This is a genomic window from Bosea sp. AS-1 (assembly GCF_002220095.1).
In the GTDB taxonomy this organism is placed as follows: Bacteria; Pseudomonadota; Alphaproteobacteria; order Rhizobiales; family Beijerinckiaceae; genus Allobosea.
Genome location: NZ_CP022372.1, coordinates 2,199,245 through 2,216,239 on the forward strand (window position 1 = coordinate 2,199,245; position 16,995 = coordinate 2,216,239).

Genomic DNA, 16,995 nt, shown 5'->3' on the forward strand with positions numbered 1-16,995 from the left:
GGGAGCGCAGGTGCCCCTCAGAACCTGCGCGACGGGCCTGCGGCCGGTCAGGTCACGGGGATCAGGCCGCCTTGGCGGAGTCGTGATACTCGCATTCCGGCGGGTTGGAGGCGCTGCCCTTCAGCGAGGCGTCGTATTTGAACAGCGTCGAGCAATAGGGGCAGATGATCTCGGCGTCCGCGCCCATGTCGAGGAAGACATGCGGATGGTCGAAGGGCGGCTTGGCGCCGATGCACATGAACTCGCGCGCGCCGATATGGATGACGGCGACACCGGGGTCGTTCTGGAAATGCGGAATGCCGGTCGCGGCCATGGCTCTTCGCTCTTCAAAGCTGGAATTCGCGCGCAACCTATCTCGACACGCTGCGAGATGCCAGAGGCTGTTCGCGCCGGGTGGCGGCGCAGTTTGCCTCAGGGTCCCCGCAGGCAGGCCTGCGCCAGACGGGTCATTCGGGTGCCTTCCTCGGCGGAGAGCGTGTCGGAGAGCGCCTTCTGCCAGAGGTTCTCGCGCTTCAGCCCGGCGACGGTGCAAGAGCAGACCTCCCGGCAGGCCTGTTCGGAGAGCGAAGGACCGGTGCAGCTGCGCTGGCACTCCGCCCGGAAGGCACGTTCGTCCGGCGGGAGCGGCGTGACGATCTGCGTCGCCAGCATGATGAGGCCGATGAAGAGCGGCTGGTGGACCAGATAGACCAGCAGGCTGTGGCGCCCGCCCCAGCAGATGATTCGTGCCGGCGCCGAACGGGGGCTCCAGGCCGCCGCAGCCGTTCCGTCGAGACGGGGCAGGGCGAGACGGGCCAGCACGATGCCGGTGAGGACGCAGCCGAACCACGGGAAGACCGGTACGAAATCGGCGGTCTGGATCGGGGCATGCGAGAAGCCGAGCCACACCACCCAGGGCCCCTCGAAGATCGGGCTTGCGACGAAGGCGGGCAAGGCGAAGGCGACGGCCGCTGCGAGGGCGACCAAGACAACCGGAAGGCGCAGGAAAGGCAGGGCGAGCACGCTCGCCAGCGCGACATGGTGCAGGATGCCGAAGAAGATGAAGTTCTCGCGCATCGCGAAGAAGGTGCCGATCGTCACCGCAGCGGCGGCCGCGACGACCATGGCGAGGCGCTTCAGGAAGGCCGCGCGGTTCAGGCCCTTGCGCGTCGCCAGCACGAGGCTGATGCCGACGACGACGAGGAAGGAGCCGGCGATGCAGCGCGCGAACAGCCGCCAGCCCGGCTCGAAGGCGATGTCGGTTTCGATCAGTCCGAAATTCGACAGGTCATAAGCGAAATGGAAGACGAACATCGCCAGCAGCGCGACGCCGCGGGCGAGATCGACGAGCTGGATGCGGCCGCCTTTCGCGGTGGAGGCCGGGATCGGCATGGAGGACGTGGCGGCGGCAGGCTCGGTCATGGCCGTCGTTCATAAGCAAGCCGCGCCACAGCCGCTACCCAAAGCAGCGTCGGCATGGCAGGGAAGATGGCTGAGTGAGGCGGATTTCGACGACGGGACCCATGCAGAGCTTTTCCTCCGACGGTGTGAACATCGCTTATATCGATCTCGCGCCCACCGGTGAGGCGCCGAAACATGAAACGGTGATGCTCGTCCACGGTTTCGCTTCGACCCATGTCATCAACTGGGTCAACACCCAGTGGACCAAGTCGCTGACCCATGCCGGATACCGCGTCGTCACGCTCGACAATCGTGGCCATGGCGAGAGCGAGAAGCTCTACGATCCCGCTGCCTATTCCTCGCAGATCATGGCCGAGGATGTGCGCCGGCTGATGGACCATCTCGACATTCCGCGCGCGGCGGTGATGGGGTACTCGATGGGCGCGCGGATCTCGGCGCATCTGGCGCTGGCGCATCCGCAGCGGCTGAACGCGCTGCTGCTCGGCGGGCTCGGCATCCATCTCGTCGAGGGCGTCGGACTGCCGATCGGCATCGCCGATGCGATGGAGGCGCCGTCGCTCGATGGGCTGACCGATCCGATGCAGCGCATGTTCCGCGCCTTCGCCGAGCAGACGAAGAGCGACCTCAGGGCGCTGGCCGCCTGCATCCGCGGCTCGCGACAGACCCTGACCGCCGCGCAGGTCGGCCGGATCGCCGTGCCGACCCTGGTCAGCGTCGGCACGAGGGACGACGTCTCCGGCTCCGGTCCCGAACTGGCGAAGCTCATTCCCGGTGCGGAATCCTTCGCCATCGAAGGGCGCGACCACAATCTCGCGGTCGGCGACAAGAGCCACAAGCAGGCGGTTCTCGACTTTCTCGCGCGTTTGTGAGAAGTCTCCGGGCTCTGAGAGGCATTCTGGAAAAAAGCAGGCGACGCCAATGTGTTGTCGACGTTCCCTGAAAAACTGAATCCGCTGCCTCCCGTTTCGATTCAATTTCGTCCGGCTTGAGCCTTTGATGCCGCCCGGCTTGCGGGTAGGCTGTCTTGCTGCCGACGATCCTTTCCGGAGAACGATCATGCCGTCAGGGCGCTCCGCCGTGGAAGCTCGCGATCCCGCAACCGGCCTCGACCGGCTCGATCCCGTCTGGGCCCGCCTGCGCGGCGAGGCCGAGGCTGCCGTCGCCGCCGAGCCGGCGCTCGGCACGCTCATCGTCGCCTCGGTGCTCAATCAGCCGAGCTTCGAATGCGCTGTGGCGCATCGCGTCGCGGTCAGGCTCGGTCACCAGGCCGTGACGTCCGACCTGATCGAGCAGGCCTTCAGCGAGGCGATGGCCGACGATGCGAGCATCGGGCCTGGCATGCGTGCCGACGTCATGGCGGTGCTCGACCGCGATCCGGCTTGCTACCGGGTGCTCGAGCCGGTGCTGTACTTCAAGGGCTTCCATGCGCTGCAGTGCCACCGCCTGGCGCATTGGCTGTGGAAGCGGGACCGGCGCGACTTCGCGCTCTATTTGCAGTCGCGTGCGTCGGAGATCTTCCAGACCGACATCAACCCGGCCGCCCGGATCGGCAAGGGCGTCTTCCTCGACCATGCGACCGGCCTCGTCGTCGGCGAGACCGCGGTGATCGAGGACGATGTCTCGATGCTGCACAGCGTCACGCTCGGCGGTACGGGCAAGCAGGGCGGCGACCGCCATCCCAAGATCCGCAAGGGCGTGCTGATCGGTGCCGGCGCGAAGATCCTCGGCAATATCGAGGTCGGCCAGTGCAGCCGTGTCGCCGCAGGGTCCGTCGTGCTGGCGTCGGTGCCGCGCAACAAGACCGTGGCAGGCGTGCCGGCCAAGGTCGTCGGCGAGGCCGGCTGTGCGGAGCCGTCGCGCTCGATGGACCAGATCCTCGAAGCCGGCTGCGGCGCCTATATCTGATCTGCCTGCGCCGAGGCGGCGAGCCATTCCATCACCTCGATCCGGCGCGCATGCGCGCCGGCGTTCGTGGCCGGCGTCAGGGTGAGCCTGTCAGCCGTCGGGACAGCTTGTCCGAAAGGCGCGACCAGCCGGCCGGCTGCGAGATAAGGCGCGACGAGACTCATCCGCCCCATCAGGAGGCCGGAGCCGGAGAGCGCGGCCTCCAGGGCCAGGCTGTAGAGCGAGAAGGCCGGGCCACGGCCGGGATCGACCTTCGCCTCCGGCGCCGCGGCAGCGAGCCAGCGCGCCCAGTCGCCGCGCCAGACGGCATCGTGCAGCAGCGTCTGCCGGGCGAGATCGGCTGGCGATGCCAGCCTTTCGGCCAGCGCCGGGGCGCAGACGGGCAGGATCGCGTCGGGGCCGATCCGGAGCGTGGACGGCTCCGCGGTGGCATCCCGGTAGAACAGTGCCAGATCATGGGAATCGCGCAGCGGATCCGGCGGCTCCTCCATCGCCGAGACGGAGATCTGCAACTCGGGAAAGGCCTGCTGCAGGCGGCCGAGGCGCGGGGACAGCCAGAGCTGGGCGATGCAGGGCAGGGCGGCGATGGCGAGCGGGCGGTGCGGCTCGGCATCGCGCAGCGTCTGTACGGCCTGGCCGAGCAGGTCGAAGCCGCGCGTCAGCTTCGGCAGCGCCTCGCGTGCGGCGTCGGTGAGGGCGACCCCTTGCGGCATCCGCCTGAAGAGCGGGAAGCCCAGCGTCGCCTCGAGCTGCCGGACATGCTGGGTGACGGCGCCCGCCGTCACGGCCAGCTCCTCGGCCGCCTTGGCGAAGCTTTCCAGCCGGGCCGCGGCCTCGAAGGCGCGCAGCGCATTGAGCGGCGGCAGGCGCGGGCGCGGCGGCTTGACAGGCAAGGGCAGGCTCCCGGTCGAGGGTGAGATTTCCTCAGGCTCCTCAGCAGCAATACTCATTTGCGCGGCGCCGGGCAAACGGCTGTTATGGCGCCGTTCTGGCAGGACGGCTCGGGAGGGAAGCGATGACGGCACTGGGACGGCGCGATTGGGTGCCGCAGGCGAGCGAGGATTACATCCAGCGGATCGCCGGCGAGACGGCGAGCCAGCCGCTCGACGCGATCGCGCAGAGGATCGCGGCGCTGACCGCGGAGAACCGCGCCATCCATGAGCGCGATTGCGTCAACCTCAACCCCGCGACCAATGTCATGAACCCGAAGGCGGAGGCGCTGCTCTCGGCCGGGATCGGGGCGCGCCCCTCGCTCGGCTATCCCGGCGACAAATACGAGATGGGGCTGGAGGCGATCGAGCAGATCGAGGTGATCGCGGCCGAGCTTGCCGCGGAGGTCTTCGGCGCAAAATATGCCGAGATTCGCGTCCCGTCCGGCGCCATCGCCAATCTCTACGCCTTCATGGTCGCGGCGAAGGCCGGCGACTGCATCATCGCGCCGCCCGGCGAGATCGGCGGCCATGTCACCCATCATGGCGCGGGCGCCGCCGGACTCTACGGCATCGTCACCCATCCGGCGCCGATCGACCCGGTGAACTACACCGTCGATGTCGACAGGCTCAGGGCCGATGCGTTGCGCCTGCGGCCGAAGCTGATCTCGATCGGCGGCAGCCTCAACCTCTTCCCGCATCCGATCCGCGAGATCCGCGCCATCGCCGACGAGATCGGCGCGCTGGTGCTGTTCGATGCGGCGCATATGTCCGGCATGATCGCCGGCCATGGCTGGCAGCAGCCGCTGGAGGAGGGCGCTCACCTGATGACGATGAGCACCTATAAGAGCCTTGGCGGTCCGCCCTCCGGCCTGATCCTGACCAATGACGCCGCCATCGCCAGGAAGCTCGACGCCATCGCCTATCCCGGGCTGACGGCCAATTTCGACGCGGCGAAATCGGCGGCGCTCGCCGTCTCGCTGCTCGACTGGAAGGCCTATGGACGCGCCTATGCGCAGGAGATGGCGAAGACCGCGAAGGCGCTGGCGGAGGCGCTCGGCGAACGGCAAGTGCCGGTCTTCGCCCGCGACCGGGGCATGACGACCTCGCACCAGTTCGCCATCGAGGCGGCGCCTTATGGCGGCGGGCAGGCGGCGGCGAAGAAGCTGCGCGCCGTCAACATCCTCTCCTGCGGCATCGGCCTGCCGCTGCCGGCGGTGGAGGGCGACGTGAACGGGCTCCGGCTCGGCACGCCCGAGATCGTGCGCTTCGGCATGACGGCGGCGGATATGCCGGAGCTCGCGGGTTATATCGCCGAGGGGCTGAATGGCTCGCGCCCGGCCGAGGCGGTGGCGAAGGACGTGACTGCCTTCCGCAGCCGCTTCCGCGAGTTGCATTTCATGCGCTGAGCGCCGCGGCCTGCCTGCTCAGCGCGGCAGGTCCGCCGCGTCGATCCAGAAGACCTCGCCCTCGCTCTCCTCGGTATCGAGCCAGGTGAAGGGCAGGTCGAATTCGGCTTCGAGCGCAGCGCGCCCGGTGCCGACCTCGCAGATCAGCGCGCCACCCGGGTTCAGATGGCTGCGCGCCTCGGCCAGGATACGGCGCGTGATGTCGAGCCCGTCAGCGCCGGCGATATGCGCCATCTGCGGTTCGCTGCCGTATTCCGGCGGGAAGGCCGCGACCTCTTCCGCCGTGACATAGGGCGGGTTGGCGATGATGAGGTCGTAGCGCTGCCCTTTCAGCGGCGCGAACAGGTCGCCCTCGAAGAGATGGACGCGGTCTTCGAAATCGTGGTCCGCGACGTTCAGGCGGGCGACCTCGAGCGCGGCCGGCGAGAGCTCGACGGCGTCGACCTTAGCGTGCGGGAAGCGTCCGGCGGCGATGATGGCGAGGCAGGCGGAGCCGGTGCAGAGGTCGAGCACGCGGCCGATCTCCTCCGGCTCTGGCACGAGGCCGAGACCCTCCGATTCGAGCACGCCACGCATCAGGATCTCGCCGATATAGGAGCGTGGGACGATGACGCGCTCGTCGACGCGGAAGCCGAGGCCATGGATATAGGCGCGCCCGACGAGATAGGCGGCAGGCTTGCGCGTGGTCACCCGCCTGTCGATGAGATCGAGCAGGTGGGCGCGCTCCTCGCGGGTCAGCCGCGCCTCGAGCCAGGGATTGATGTCGTCGACCGGCAGTTTCAGCGCCTCCAGCAGCAGGAATGCCGCTTCGTCGAGCGCGTTGGTGGTGCCGTGGCCGAAGCTCAGGCCCGCCGCATTGAAGCGCGAGACGGCGAAGCGCAGCAGGTCACGCACGGTGAGGAGGTCGTCGAGAGCAGTCATGGCATCCGGGCGGTTGGGAGCGTTCCGCCTCTTACAGGGCCGCGGGGCATCACGCCAAGCTGGTCTTGGCGGCCAGGCTCGGAGCGTCCGGTGTCCCGATCCGCGTCAGGAATCGCCGGGCGGCGCGAAGAAGCAGAGCAGGTCGCCGGCATCGTCGATGCAGAGATGCCAGCGTCCATCCGGCGATTGCTTTGCCTTATCATAAGGGATTTCGAGAACCAGGGGTTCGCGCCGTTCCTTCGACCACATCGGGTGCTTGCCGGGGGCGATCGTGATGATGAAGCCGCCATGGCCTTCGCGCACGGCCTCGGCCTCGATCGGGGCGCAGTCGGAATCGAAGCAGCAATAGAACGGGTACTCCCAGCCGCTGGGAGCCTCATGGGCGCGAACCGGCATCGCTCCCGCTGCCAGGAACAGCACCATGGCGAGTGAAGCGATCAAGCGCATCGGCCAGCCCTCGCAGCAGAATCTGCGCGCCGAAGGCGGCGAATGCGTGGCATTCCAGCGTGCGTTCAGGCCGGGAAAGGAAACTTGTCCCCGTCTGTCGGGGCATGGCTATTCTGGGGTCACCTCGTCCCCGAGGGGCAGCCATCCGGAGGTATGCCGTTGGTGGGGCGAGGTCGGCGCCTGCGGGTGGAGTTACGATCCACTCCCGGGAGGCTTCGGGGCACCGCCCTGGGGACATTACGATCCCTGTGCGAGGAGCTCGCTGGACGGGTTGGCGGAAGCGGCCCTGTCCGACACCGCGGTGTGGCGCACCCTTTGGGGCGTTGAGGCCGCAGGACGGCATGGCTGGCCCGCCCGCCCTTATAAGCGCGGCTCGGAGTCTGAAAATCGCCGATAAGCGGAGCGCCACGGGGCGTGCGGAAGGTGGCTCAATCCTTCCGCGCCGCATCCTGGCTCAATGGAAGCGGCCCGATACAACCTGCGCCTCGCGGCGCTCCGCTGCCCCTCGACCGAAACGCCCGCGCATCGGCGCGGGCGGCGAAGGCGCTTGCGCCGATGGGCCTGGCCTCGTCAGCCTCGCGCCTGCTCGACATAGCGGGCCAGCATCTCGACCTTCATGTCCTGCTCGTCGACGACGCGGCTGCCGCCGAGCCAGACCGATTGCACGGTGCCGGCCTCGTCGCGCACCAGCCTTGCCGCCTCGCCCGGGCTGTTGAAACCGGAGGCACGGGTGATGCGGCCATGGTCGGGCCCGTCGAGCGTGATCTCGGGGGCGTCGAGGAAGGGCAGGAGCAAGGCCGGATTGGCGACGAGGATGCGGTCGGAGACCGGCACGAGATCGCCGGCGCCCCACAGCGTCCAGCCGCGGCGGCTCCAGTCCTTCGTCTCGGGCGGCGGAGCGCCGTGCTCGGAGAAGGTCTTGAGGATATGAGCGACGCCGTCGAGCCAGGGATGGGCGAGGCCGTCGATGGCGTTGGTCAGGACCGAGACCGTCAGGTCCTGCTCCGGGAAGATACAGGTGCGGGTGATGAAGCCCTGGAAGCCGCCGGAATGACCGAACCAGCGCCAGTCACCCTCGCCTCCATGGATGGTGCCGTAGCCGTAATGCCGGCCGAGGCTGGATTCGTCGTCCGGCCAGAGGCGGCGGCTCATCTCGCGGCGGCTGAGCGGCGAGATGATCGAGGTTTTGGCATGCGGCGAGAGCTGGGCGAAATAGCGCGCCACATCGGCGGCGGTGGCGACGAAGCCGGCCGCCGAGACCATCGCATGGCCGGGATTGTCGCCGGGGATGACGACACGGTAGCCCAGCGGCTGCCTGCCACTATGGCCCTTCGCCATGGGCCGCGGCCCCCAGAGCTCGATATCGGCCTTGGTCTCGAGCAGGCCGACCTTCGCCACGACCTCGTCGGTGATCCATTCGCTGTAGCTCAACCCGGTCACGGCCTCGATGACGAGGCCGAGCAGGGCGAAGCCGTGATTGGAATATTTGAAGCGCTGTGCGGCGGGGAAGACCGGCGGGGCGGCGAGGTCGGCGAGGAGCTCGGTCTTGTCGCAATAGGGCTTGCGGTCGAGGAACTGGCCGGCGTCCGGCCCGTCGCGCGTGAGGCCGGCGCTGTTGGAGAGTACCTGCCCGACGGTGACGTCGGCGATCTCAGGGTGCAGGCCGTCGATCAGCGAGCCGACCTTGTCGTCGAGCCGCAGGCGCCCATCCTCGACGAGCCGCATGATGCCGGCCGAGGTGAAGCTCTTGGAATGGGAGGCGATGCGGAAGCCGTGGCGCGGCGTCAGCGCTTCGTCCGTCGCGAGATCGGCACTGCCGAAGGCCGCTTCGAGCACGATCTCGCCGCCGCTCGCGATGGCGACGGCCACGCCCGGCTGGTCGTGATGGCGGCGCTGGAAATCGAGCCAGCTCGCGACATAGGCGAGGGCGGCGGGAAGCCAGGGCGTCATGTATGCGATCCGTCCTCAGAGTGGGGTGGGGCGCATGCTACGGATCGCCGGGCAGGGCGCAAGCCGGGTTTCGGCAGGGCGGCCGGGCTGCTTTTGCTTGCCCTGTGCGGCCCGGCGTGGCATCGCTCCCGGCCAATCGAAAGGGACACGCATCGTGGACAAGACAGAACTCGCCAAGCTGCAGGACTATCTGCGCCGGACCTTCAGCAACACCAACATCACCGTTCGGGCCCGGATGAAGAAGACCGACTCGGCCGAGGTCTATATGGGCGAGGAGTATATCGGCATCATCCACGTCGACGACGAGGATGGCGACCGCTCCTTCAACTTCACCATGGCGATCCTCGACGTCGACCTCGAGGGCTGAGATCCGCTGGGGAATGGCCCGAGCGCATCGGGCCGCCGCGCTCAGCGGATCAGGCCGTCGAGCGTACGCCGCACGCCTCCGAGCATCACCGCCCAGTCGGCGATGATGGCGCGGGGGAAGCGGATGTTCACATCCATGCCGCGATGCTGGAAGGTGACGCGGCAGGGCTCGTCGAACAGATTGCCGGTGGCGATCGGGCAGCGCGCCGCGAAGCCGCGTCCGTCCGGCACCGAGACGTAGAATTCATCGCCCTCGAAGGGCGAACCCTTGCGGAAACCGCGAACGACGAGGCCGCCCGGATTCGACCAGACCGTCGAGGTCAGGAAGCGGGCATAGGTGGCGAGCTGGCGCGCCGGCTCGTTGACCTTGTCGGGCGGGCTCAGGGTGATGAGCAGCTTGTATCGATTGTCCGGCCCGGCCGGGCCGAGATCCGGCCAGGCGAGGCGCAGGCGCGCCATGCCGACGAGCTGGCTGCGGTCGCTGTCGCCATCGTCGATACCGGTCAGGTTCCGCGGGATCATCAGGCCGACCTCGCCGACGCGGGCCGGCTGCAGCTCGGTGGACGGCGCCTCGCGTCGATGCGTCCAGTAGAGTGCAGCGGCGGTCGTGAGCGCCCCGACGACCAGGATGGCGAATGCCGCCTTCAGCACGGCGCCATCGGCGCGCGGCAGGGGCGGCGGCTGGCGGCGCAAGCGCTGGCGGACCATGGAGGTCAGCGCTGCGGCCTGGTGCCCGGGCAGATGATGTGGAAGCGACGCAGACATGTCCGGTGTTCTCGGAACGGGTTCGCGTCACTGAATCATCGGCGCCTTAACGCCGCGTAAACCATAAGGCGGCTCAGCCGATGACGGCTTTCCTCAGGTCTTCCGGGTTACCGACGACGCGGTCGCGGCCGAGGCGCTTGGCCTCGTAGAGATGCACGTCGGCATGGGCCAGGAGGTCGCGGATGTTCGCGGCGTCGTCGGGGAAGGTCGCGACGCCGATGCTGACGGTCGGTGCCGCGGCGAATTCGCGGGCGAGCGTGCCGCGGACGGCGGTCCGCATGCGCTCGGCATAGGCGAGGGCGGCCGCGTGCGGCATGTTTTCGCTGAGGATGACGAACTCCTCGCCGCCATAGCGGAAAATCTTGTCCTCGCTGCGGATTTCGGCGCGCAGGCATTCGGCGACACGCCGCAGCACCTCGTCGCCGGTGATGTGGCCGTAGCGGTCGTTGATGCTCTTGAAGTGGTCGACATCGAGCATCGCCAGGCTGAGCGGCTTTCGCAGCGAAGCCGCTCGCGCCAGGACGGCCGGGCCGGAGGTGTCGAAACGTTCGCGGGTCAGCGCGCCGGTGAGCGCGTCGTGCCCGCTCTTGCCAAGCAGCTCCTCGTATTTGCGCCGGTAGGTGAGCTTGTAGAAGACATCGGCCAGCGGCTGCGGCGCGACTTCCTGCGGATCACGCTCGAACAGCTGCAGATAAAGGCCCATTAAGGCGCTGTAGACGATGGCGGCGCCCATCTTGGCGATCCAGCCGCCGAAGAGCGCGTCCCAGGGCGTGCCGCTGATCGCATGGAGGCCGATGAAGAAGCAGAGCTGATCGAACGTCAGGATCACCGCAAGGCTCAGGCAGGCGCGCAGGATCGTGGCGTGCGGCAGCAGGCGGTGCAGCTTCTCGTAGAGCAGGATCAGCGCGATCGAATCGACGAAGAGCAGCGTCGTGCCCCAGACCATCAGCGCGCCCATCTGGTCGATCAGGACGAGATCGGGATTGTAGCCGGGGAGCGCGACCGGCGAGCCGTAGAGGCGCAGCGTCATGACGAGCGCGACCATCAGGAAATTGCCGACCAGCAGGCCGTAGATCGGCTGGCGCACGGTCTCGGCGTCTTCCCGGATGTAGAACAGCAGGATGATCGCGAGCTTGCCGGAGAACAGTACCGTCGAGCCGGGGGAGAGCAGGCCGAAGGGCAACTGGATGAAGAAGACCGCGGCCAGATAGGTCTCGAGGAAATGCATCACGCCCAGCGCGCAGAGAAAGGCGCCGAGGCCCATCACATGGCGCAGCCGGAACAGAAAAGCCATGACGCCGAAATAGATGAGCGCCTGGGCCAGAAGCAGGATGATGCCTGACATCGCCGAAGAATCGTGCCGAGTTCCGCAGTTTACGGCACTCTTTCGTCGGCAGGGTCAACCGTTCCGGCCATTTCATTTGCATTCGGTCGGTGACTGTGCCGCCGAAGGCACTGCAGTACCGGTTGCGCCTGACCAAGCGTTAACCATGTTCATTTACTAATCATTAAGGATCTTCTTCCCTGCGTTCGGACCATGGGTCAGTCTCCCGCACGTTTTGCCGAAGGAGGCTGCGTGCCATGACGATCGAACCCGCTGCGCTCGAGGCGCTGCAGTCGCTCCTCCTCGGCTTCGCCTTCGCCGGGCTCCTGGCTAGCGCCTTCGAATTGTTCACCGCCCGCCGCGCCGACTTCAAACTGCTTCAGGCGGGAGGCTTCGCTGCTGTCGCCAGCGTGCCGGTGGTCATCTTCAGCGCACCGTTCCTGATCCTGCGCAACACGGTGCGCGGCCGGCGAATCGAGGGGCGTCCCTTCATGTTCGTGATGCTCGCCAGCATGATCGCCGCGGTCTGGAGCATGGCGTCGGGACGGGTGGTGCTGGACCTGCTGCACGTGTTCGCGGCTTGACGACAAGGCGTAGCGGCCTGCAATCCTCGGCATCGACCGCTCTCTGGAGAATCCGATGCCGCTCTACTCGCTCGATGGAACCAGGCCGGAGACGCCGCCCGAGGGGCAGTGGTGGCTCGCGCCCGATGCCCATGTGATCGGGCGCGTGCGCCTGGCTGCCGGCGTCGGGATCTGGTTCGGCGCGGTGCTGCGCGGCGACAATGAGTGGATCGAGATCGGCGAGGACAGCAATGTCCAGGAAGGGTGCGTCTTCCACACCGATATGGGCTTTCCGCTGACCGTCGGGGCCCGCTGCACCATCGGCCATCGCGCCATCCTGCATGGCTGCACGATCGGCGAGAACAGCCTGGTCGGCATGGGCGCGACCGTGCTGAACGGCGCGAAGATCGGCCGTAACAGCCTCGTCGGCGCCAATGCGCTGGTGACGGAGGGCAAGGAGTTCCCCGACAATTCGCTGATCGTCGGTGCGCCGGCCAAGGCCATCCGCACGCTCGATGACAAGGCCGCGGCCGGGATCACGGCCTCGGCGGTGGGTTACGCCAAGCGCTGGCGGCAATTCGCGGCGGGGCTGAAGCGGCTCGACTGAGCCCGCTCCAAAAGAGCGGGCCGGCTTCCCTTTCGGAAAGCCGGCCCTGGCGAAACCCGATCTTGGGGACGGGTGGGTGGGGACGTGACCGAGCCTCGCCTTTCTGAAAGAGCAGTCCGATATCCGTCCGGGCCGCTCGATAAATCCTGTTCAGGCTGCCGCGCGAGGGCAGCCCGGCGCCATCAGCGCTGAACCGAAGCGACTGTCGGGGTCTGCGCGCCGCCGAGCGAGGTCCAGCCGGTGCGGTACTGCGACTCGCGCTTGACGTAGACGTAGCCGGTCTGGCTCCAGGGCAGGATGGCGTTGCGCTTGTTGTCGAGAACGAAGTCGCCGCGGTCGGTGCGGATCATCAGCACGGCGTGGCCGGCATTCTCCTCGTCGATGACGACCGTGGCGAGCATGGCGCGGCGCGGCAGGCCGGCCTCGGCCAGACGCTTGCGCTTCAGCAGGACATAGTCCTCGCAATCGCCCTTGCCGTCGGTCGGGATGTCCCAGCGATCGACCACGCCCCAGTGATCCTCGTCGGTGATCGGCTCGATCTCGCGGTTGATCCGGTTGTTCAGCGCGACGATCGCCTTCCAGACCTTCGGCGTCAGCTCGATGCGCTCCGGCTCGCGGGTGTCGACCCGGCACTCGGACGGCATGCGCTTGCAGAAATCCGTCCAGGCATAGGGAGCGCGGGCGTCGCCGTTGGCGTCGGCCGGGGCGCTCGCCACCGGGATGCCCGAAGAGTTCTGAGCTTCAGCCGGCGTACCGGCGATAGCGAGAAGCGCGACGAAAGCGCTGCTGATCAAAGTGCGATGAAGAGAAAACATGTCGTCCCCTTTCTGTCCCGGGGAGACGATGCGTTCCGGCCAATGGATTTCGCTTGAAGTGAAAGCGTACAAATTTATGTAATTCGGCCAGCAACGTGGTCAGTCAATATCAAGGCCAATCTTGCTCAAATCGAGAAGTAACGATTTGCGACGATTGCAGAACCATATTTTAACCATTAATTGTGCGTTACGCAGCAAGAAGCCATTAACTTACCTAATTATGACCAGGGGGAAGCGCGCGCCAAGGCTGCGCTCATGGCTTTTCCCCCGCGATTTCGAGGGCGTGCGAGGGCGCTGCAGCTCGGGCGTGCCGAGACTCGTCGAAGCGTGATGGCGATTGACGAGAGCGGGGCGCCTCGACCCTAGGCTTGCTCGGGACCGCTCAAGCGGCCGGGCGACGGCAAGCGCGCGGTGGTCAGCTTATCGGGAAATACGGGTACCGGCTGGCGAGGCCGGCTTCAGAGCTCGAGATTCTCGTCGAGCAGATCGGCCGAGAGCGGGAAGCTGAACTCGACCGCATAGCCACCGTCAAAGCGGCGGACGACCCGGCCCGGCGTGGTGCCCAGCCTGACGGGAGTGTTCATCGGCAGGTCGAGGTCGCTCGAGATGGCGGCGCCGGACAACGAGATGTCGATGATGCGGACCGGGTGTTCGGAGCCGTCGCTCAGCGCGAGCATCGAGCGCGGGTTGCGCGGCACGATGCGTTCGTGGCGGCGGTCTTCCGGCAGGCCGAGTTCCTCACGGTTGGCGAGCCAGGTGAGCTGCGCGGTGAACTTCTCGCGCTTGCGGCTCGTCGCCGTGATCGTCATCGCGAACCCTTCCATGGTGGTCCGCACGCAGCTGCCCTCGATCCGGCCGAGATGCTCGAGATAGACGATGACGCGCTCGCCCGGCGCGGCCTTGACCGGCGCGGCGAGATGGACGCCGCCCGGCGAGATGTCGATGCTCTGGCAGGGATATTCCATCCGGTTGGGCAGCATGTAACGGCCCAGCAACACCACCTTCATCCGGTGATGCCGTCTGCGTTCGACCGGAACGGTCGCCGCCCGGGGCGTTTGGAGCGCGCTCAACATCAATGACCAGCCTGGATTCGGGCCGATCCTAGGCAGGTGCGGTTAACGGAAGGTTAGATCGAGAGTTTCTAGGCGCGCCCGCCGGGCAGGACGACGAGGCGGGGCGGGCCGGCACGTTGCGGCTCGGGGGCGGCCGCGCGGGAGGCCGCCGCCGGCCAGAGCATGCGCAGCGAGATCATCCGCATGGTGGCGACGGTGTCGAGACCGAGCCAGTCCGGCGAGAGGGCGGGCGACAGCGCGCCCAGGATCCGGGCATGGGTGCGGCCGCGATAGCGCAGCGGGAGCAGCAGCAATTCGAGATAGATCGGCGCACCGGTGCTGCTTTCGCCGGAGAGACCGGCGACCGCACCGGCCGTCTCGTCCATCACGGTCTGGACCAGGCGGCGCATGTCGCCTTGCGCCTCGACATCGGGCCAGAGCGCGGTGAAGGCACGGCCACGCAGTTCGTGGCCGATCAAGGCGCAAAGCCGCGTGCCGGCGAGGCGGAAGACCGGGCCGATCGGCTCGTTCTCGAGAATGAACGTGTCGGCCAGCGCGTGGCGCAACGCTCCGGGCTCGATCTCGCCGCGCTCGGGCGCCGCCCGCTCGCCGCGCAGGGCGTCCCAGTAGTCGAAGACCAGTCGTGTGCTCGTATTCTTCATCCTGCGTCCATGTAGCCGGTTGCCCCCGTCGGCGATCTTGCGTCCAGCGATGGCGCAGATCTGTCCGAAAGGGAGACGAATCGTTCTCCGAAGTGATCGAAGACGCACCCGCCATGCCGTCTTGCCATTCCGGGGTGAGTCGGGGGAGGCGCCCGGGCGGTTAGGGTTAATGAAGTCTTGCCTTTGTGGAAGACCCGTAAAATGCGTATCAAATGCCGCAGAATTCCCGGGCGACGAGCATCGACCGCAGCAGAGCTGGAGGGGGGCGTGACACGTCGTCCGGATATCCGGGCGACGGCACAGCCGGCGGAAAAGGGGAGGGCCTCGCGCTCTCTCCTTTTTCGTGCATCCGGGGCGCGAGTGCCTTGCGCGGGCCTGCCGCTTCGGCAAGTGTTGCGGCGCAATGGCCTCCCATGATCCTCGCCCCCCGGCGCGCGAACCCGCCTTCAATCTGCCGCCCGTCGTCGTCCAGCTCCTGGCAGTGCTGGCGCTGATCCAGGCCGGCCGCAGCCTGCTGTCGGACTATAACGACTATGTGCTGATGTCGTGGTTCGCCTTCGTGCCGGCGCGCCTGACGCTCTGGCTCTCGCCCGACAGGCTCCAGGACGTCGTCGGGGCGCTGGCACAATCCACCGTCGGGCAGGACGTCGGCGACCGGCTACAGCTCGTGCGGCTTCTGCTCGCGGATGGTGGCGTCCGGCTCTGGACCCTGCTGAGCTACGGTCTCCTGCACGGCTCCTGGCTGCATCTGGCCTCGAACGGCCTCTGGCTCGCGGCTTTCGGCAGTCCGGTGGCGCGGCGGCTGGGCCCCGGCCGCTTCCTCAACCTGCTGGCGCTGTCGACGATCGGCGGCGCGCTGCTGCACTGGTGGTCGCGCGATCTCGACGTGCTGCCGCTGGTCGGGGCTTCCGCCGGGATTTCGGGCGCGACGGCTGCGGCGATTCGCTTCGTCTTCGCACCCGGGCTGCGCTTCGGCGAGCTCGGGGACGATGCGGTGGTGAAGGCCATCCCGGCCGAGCCGCTCGGGCAGCTCTGGCGCAATTCGCGCGCCCTGCTGTTCACCGGTATCTGGTTTGCGACCAACATCCTGTTCGGTGCCGGTCTCGTGCCGATCTTCGGCGAAGAGACGAGCATCGCCTGGGAAGCGCATATCGGCGGCTTCGTCGTCGGGCTGTTGCTGTTCCCGCTGCTCGACCGCGGCCAGCAGCGCCGCTGAGACCTGCCGCGCCTTGCCTGCGCCGCGGTCTTACCTCACACTCCGTCTCATTGCGAAGCACTCCTCGGGCCTGCCTGGCATCGTGAGTTCGCCGGCAGCCTGGGAGCGTCAGCGAAACCGCGCGCCCCATATCGGCGCGTCATTGAGGAGGAGCCTTCGATGAATGTCGAGCAGTTGCTGAGCGACAAGGGCCGGGAAGTGATTTCGGTGCAACCGCACCGGACACTTGCGGAAGCGGTTCGCGTCCTGAGCGAACGGCGGATCGGCGCCCTGGTGGTGATGGGAGCGGACGGCGCGCTCGTCGGCATCCTGTCCGAACGCGACATCATCCGGGCGCTCGGCGCAGAGGGCGGCGGCGCTCTGGAGAGCGCCGTCTCGCGGGTGATGACCGCCAAGGTGGTGACCTGCCGGCCCCAGACCAGCGTCGACGAGCTGATGGAGATCATGACGACCGGACGGTTCCGCCATGTTCCCGTGGTCGAGAATGGCCGCGTCACCGGCATCGTCTCGATCGGCGACGTGGTGAAGCATCGCGTGGCGGCGATCGAAGCCGAAAGCAAGGCGATGCGCGATTACATCGCGATGGCGTAAATAGAAGCGCCGTGCGCCCGGTGGGCGCACGGCCATCGACGATACCGAAAGGCGGTTGTCCTTAGTCGTCCC

At 67.4% G+C, this 16,995-nt stretch carries 19 protein-coding genes; 8 read left to right on the forward strand and 11 right to left on the reverse strand.

The window, feature by feature from the left end:
• Positions 1-61 precede the first annotated feature (61 nt).
• Together CE453_RS12175 and CE453_RS12180 are read right to left on the reverse strand one after the other, a co-directional pair.
• Positions 62-313, reverse strand: a complete 252-nt coding sequence (locus CE453_RS12175) for a zinc-finger domain-containing protein (RefSeq protein WP_089174828.1) — start codon at positions 311-313, stop codon at positions 62-64.
• Between the two features lie 98 nt (positions 314-411).
• A complete protein-coding gene (locus tag CE453_RS12180; protein ID WP_089174829.1) occupies positions 412-1,401 on the reverse strand; it encodes a heparan-alpha-glucosaminide N-acetyltransferase in 990 nt (329 codons plus the stop codon).
• A gap of 101 nt (positions 1,402-1,502) precedes the next feature.
• Between CE453_RS12180 and CE453_RS12185 the strand changes: the two genes are divergently transcribed.
• Together CE453_RS12185 and cysE are read left to right on the forward strand one after the other, a co-directional pair.
• Entirely contained in the window at positions 1,503-2,270 is a 768-nt protein-coding gene (locus tag CE453_RS12185; protein WP_089174830.1) for an alpha/beta fold hydrolase, read from the forward strand.
• Positions 2,271-2,457: 187 nt separating this feature from the next.
• Positions 2,458-3,306 (forward strand): serine O-acetyltransferase, encoded by an 849-nt coding sequence (gene cysE / locus CE453_RS12190; RefSeq protein WP_089174831.1) that lies wholly within the window; start codon positions 2,458-2,460, stop codon positions 3,304-3,306.
• On the opposite strand, the gene CE453_RS12195 is transcribed toward cysE, so the two are convergent.
• The gene (locus tag CE453_RS12195) at positions 3,297-4,256 is read right to left on the reverse strand and encodes a LysR substrate-binding domain-containing protein (protein WP_248308041.1); all 960 of its coding nucleotides are present in this window, start codon (positions 4,254-4,256) and stop codon (positions 3,297-3,299) included. The two genes, cysE and CE453_RS12195, sit on opposite strands and share 10 nt — an antisense overlap.
• Positions 4,257-4,321: 65 nt before the next feature.
• On the opposite strand from CE453_RS12195, the gene CE453_RS12200 reads away from it, so the two are divergent.
• Positions 4,322-5,644 (forward strand): serine hydroxymethyltransferase, encoded by a 1,323-nt coding sequence (locus tag CE453_RS12200; protein WP_089174832.1) that lies wholly within the window; start codon positions 4,322-4,324, stop codon positions 5,642-5,644.
• Positions 5,645-5,662: 18 nt separating this feature from the next.
• On the opposite strand, the gene prmB is transcribed toward CE453_RS12200, so the two are convergent.
• From prmB to CE453_RS12215, 3 genes are all read right to left on the reverse strand, one after another.
• Positions 5,663-6,565 carry a 50S ribosomal protein L3 N(5)-glutamine methyltransferase gene (gene prmB, locus CE453_RS12205; protein ID WP_089174833.1) on the reverse strand — a complete coding sequence of 301 codons (903 nt, stop codon included), beginning with the start codon at positions 6,563-6,565 and terminating at the stop codon, positions 5,663-5,665.
• Positions 6,566-6,670: 105 nt separating this feature from the next.
• Positions 6,671-7,012 carry a hypothetical protein gene (locus CE453_RS12210; RefSeq protein ID WP_089174834.1) on the reverse strand — a complete coding sequence of 114 codons (342 nt, stop codon included), beginning with the start codon at positions 7,010-7,012 and terminating at the stop codon, positions 6,671-6,673.
• Between the two features lie 570 nt (positions 7,013-7,582).
• Positions 7,583-8,962, reverse strand: a complete 1,380-nt coding sequence (locus CE453_RS12215) for a serine hydrolase domain-containing protein (protein ID WP_089174835.1) — start codon at positions 8,960-8,962, stop codon at positions 7,583-7,585.
• A 154-nt stretch (positions 8,963-9,116) separates the two neighbouring features.
• Between CE453_RS12215 and CE453_RS12220 the strand changes: the two genes are divergently transcribed.
• Positions 9,117-9,329, forward strand: coding sequence for a DUF3126 family protein (locus tag CE453_RS12220; protein WP_089174836.1), 213 nt, complete (start codon positions 9,117-9,119; stop codon positions 9,327-9,329).
• 41 nt (positions 9,330-9,370) lie between these two features.
• Here the strand turns inward: CE453_RS12220 and CE453_RS12225 are convergent, their stop codons facing one another.
• Positions 9,371-10,093 (reverse strand): hypothetical protein, encoded by a 723-nt coding sequence (locus CE453_RS12225; RefSeq protein ID WP_089174837.1) that lies wholly within the window; start codon positions 10,091-10,093, stop codon positions 9,371-9,373.
• A 73-nt stretch (positions 10,094-10,166) separates the two neighbouring features.
• Positions 10,167-11,438, reverse strand: coding sequence for a GGDEF domain-containing protein (locus tag CE453_RS12230; protein ID WP_089174838.1), 1,272 nt, complete (start codon positions 11,436-11,438; stop codon positions 10,167-10,169).
• Between the two features lie 236 nt (positions 11,439-11,674).
• Between CE453_RS12230 and CE453_RS12235 the strand changes: the two genes are divergently transcribed.
• Entirely contained in the window at positions 11,675-12,001 is a 327-nt protein-coding gene (locus CE453_RS12235; RefSeq protein ID WP_089174839.1) for a DUF6949 family protein, read from the forward strand.
• Between the two features lie 55 nt (positions 12,002-12,056).
• Entirely contained in the window at positions 12,057-12,587 is a 531-nt protein-coding gene (locus CE453_RS12240; protein ID WP_089174840.1) for a gamma carbonic anhydrase family protein, read from the forward strand.
• 182 nt (positions 12,588-12,769) lie between these two features.
• Here CE453_RS12240 and CE453_RS12245 read toward each other — a convergent pair whose 3' ends face one another.
• The 3 genes from CE453_RS12245 to CE453_RS12255 all read right to left on the reverse strand — a co-directional run bounded on the left by CE453_RS12245 (position 12,770) and on the right by CE453_RS12255 (position 15,116).
• On the reverse strand, positions 12,770-13,402 hold the full coding sequence (locus CE453_RS12245) for a transglutaminase-like cysteine peptidase (RefSeq protein WP_089174841.1): 633 nt from the start codon (positions 13,400-13,402) through the stop codon (positions 12,770-12,772).
• Between the two features lie 458 nt (positions 13,403-13,860).
• On the reverse strand, positions 13,861-14,475 hold the full coding sequence (locus CE453_RS12250; protein WP_089174842.1) for a PilZ domain-containing protein: 615 nt from the start codon (positions 14,473-14,475) through the stop codon (positions 13,861-13,863).
• A gap of 68 nt (positions 14,476-14,543) precedes the next feature.
• Positions 14,544-15,116 (reverse strand): PAS domain-containing protein, encoded by a 573-nt coding sequence (locus tag CE453_RS12255; RefSeq protein ID WP_089174843.1) that lies wholly within the window; start codon positions 15,114-15,116, stop codon positions 14,544-14,546.
• Positions 15,117-15,519: 403 nt separating this feature from the next.
• Between CE453_RS12255 and CE453_RS12260 the strand changes: the two genes are divergently transcribed.
• Positions 15,520-16,332 carry a rhomboid family intramembrane serine protease gene (locus tag CE453_RS12260; RefSeq protein WP_089174844.1) on the forward strand — a complete coding sequence of 271 codons (813 nt, stop codon included), beginning with the start codon at positions 15,520-15,522 and terminating at the stop codon, positions 16,330-16,332.
• Between the two features lie 159 nt (positions 16,333-16,491).
• A complete protein-coding gene (locus tag CE453_RS12265; protein ID WP_089174845.1) occupies positions 16,492-16,923 on the forward strand; it encodes a CBS domain-containing protein in 432 nt (143 codons plus the stop codon).
• Positions 16,924-16,995 lie beyond the last annotated feature (72 nt).

Coding starts and splice junctions, on each gene's coding strand:
- CE453_RS12175 (WP_089174828.1), bottom strand. CDS start 313: ATGGCCGCGACCGGCATTCCGCATTTCCAGAACGACCCCGGTGTCGCC.
- CE453_RS12180 (WP_089174829.1), bottom strand. CDS start 1,401: ATGACCGAGCCTGCCGCCGCCACGTCCTCCATGCCGATCCCGGCCTCC.
- CE453_RS12185 (WP_089174830.1), top strand. CDS start 1,503: ATGCAGAGCTTTTCCTCCGACGGTGTGAACATCGCTTATATCGATCTC.
- cysE (WP_089174831.1), top strand. CDS start 2,458: ATGCCGTCAGGGCGCTCCGCCGTGGAAGCTCGCGATCCCGCAACCGGC.
- CE453_RS12195 (WP_248308041.1), bottom strand. CDS start 4,256: ATGAGTATTGCTGCTGAGGAGCCTGAGGAAATCTCACCCTCGACCGGG.
- CE453_RS12200 (WP_089174832.1), top strand. CDS start 4,322: ATGACGGCACTGGGACGGCGCGATTGGGTGCCGCAGGCGAGCGAGGAT.
- prmB (WP_089174833.1), bottom strand. CDS start 6,565: ATGACTGCTCTCGACGACCTCCTCACCGTGCGTGACCTGCTGCGCTTC.
- CE453_RS12210 (WP_089174834.1), bottom strand. CDS start 7,012: ATGCGCTTGATCGCTTCACTCGCCATGGTGCTGTTCCTGGCAGCGGGA.
- CE453_RS12215 (WP_089174835.1), bottom strand. CDS start 8,962: ATGACGCCCTGGCTTCCCGCCGCCCTCGCCTATGTCGCGAGCTGGCTC.
- CE453_RS12225 (WP_089174837.1), bottom strand. CDS start 10,093: ATGTCTGCGTCGCTTCCACATCATCTGCCCGGGCACCAGGCCGCAGCG.
- CE453_RS12230 (WP_089174838.1), bottom strand. CDS start 11,438: ATGTCAGGCATCATCCTGCTTCTGGCCCAGGCGCTCATCTATTTCGGC.
- CE453_RS12235 (WP_089174839.1), top strand. CDS start 11,675: ATGACGATCGAACCCGCTGCGCTCGAGGCGCTGCAGTCGCTCCTCCTC.
- CE453_RS12240 (WP_089174840.1), top strand. CDS start 12,057: ATGCCGCTCTACTCGCTCGATGGAACCAGGCCGGAGACGCCGCCCGAG.
- CE453_RS12245 (WP_089174841.1), bottom strand. CDS start 13,402: ATGTTTTCTCTTCATCGCACTTTGATCAGCAGCGCTTTCGTCGCGCTT.
- CE453_RS12250 (WP_089174842.1), bottom strand. CDS start 14,475: ATGTTGAGCGCGCTCCAAACGCCCCGGGCGGCGACCGTTCCGGTCGAA.
- CE453_RS12255 (WP_089174843.1), bottom strand. CDS start 15,116: ATGAAGAATACGAGCACACGACTGGTCTTCGACTACTGGGACGCCCTG.
- CE453_RS12260 (WP_089174844.1), top strand. CDS start 15,520: ATGGCCTCCCATGATCCTCGCCCCCCGGCGCGCGAACCCGCCTTCAAT.
- CE453_RS12265 (WP_089174845.1), top strand. CDS start 16,492: ATGAATGTCGAGCAGTTGCTGAGCGACAAGGGCCGGGAAGTGATTTCG.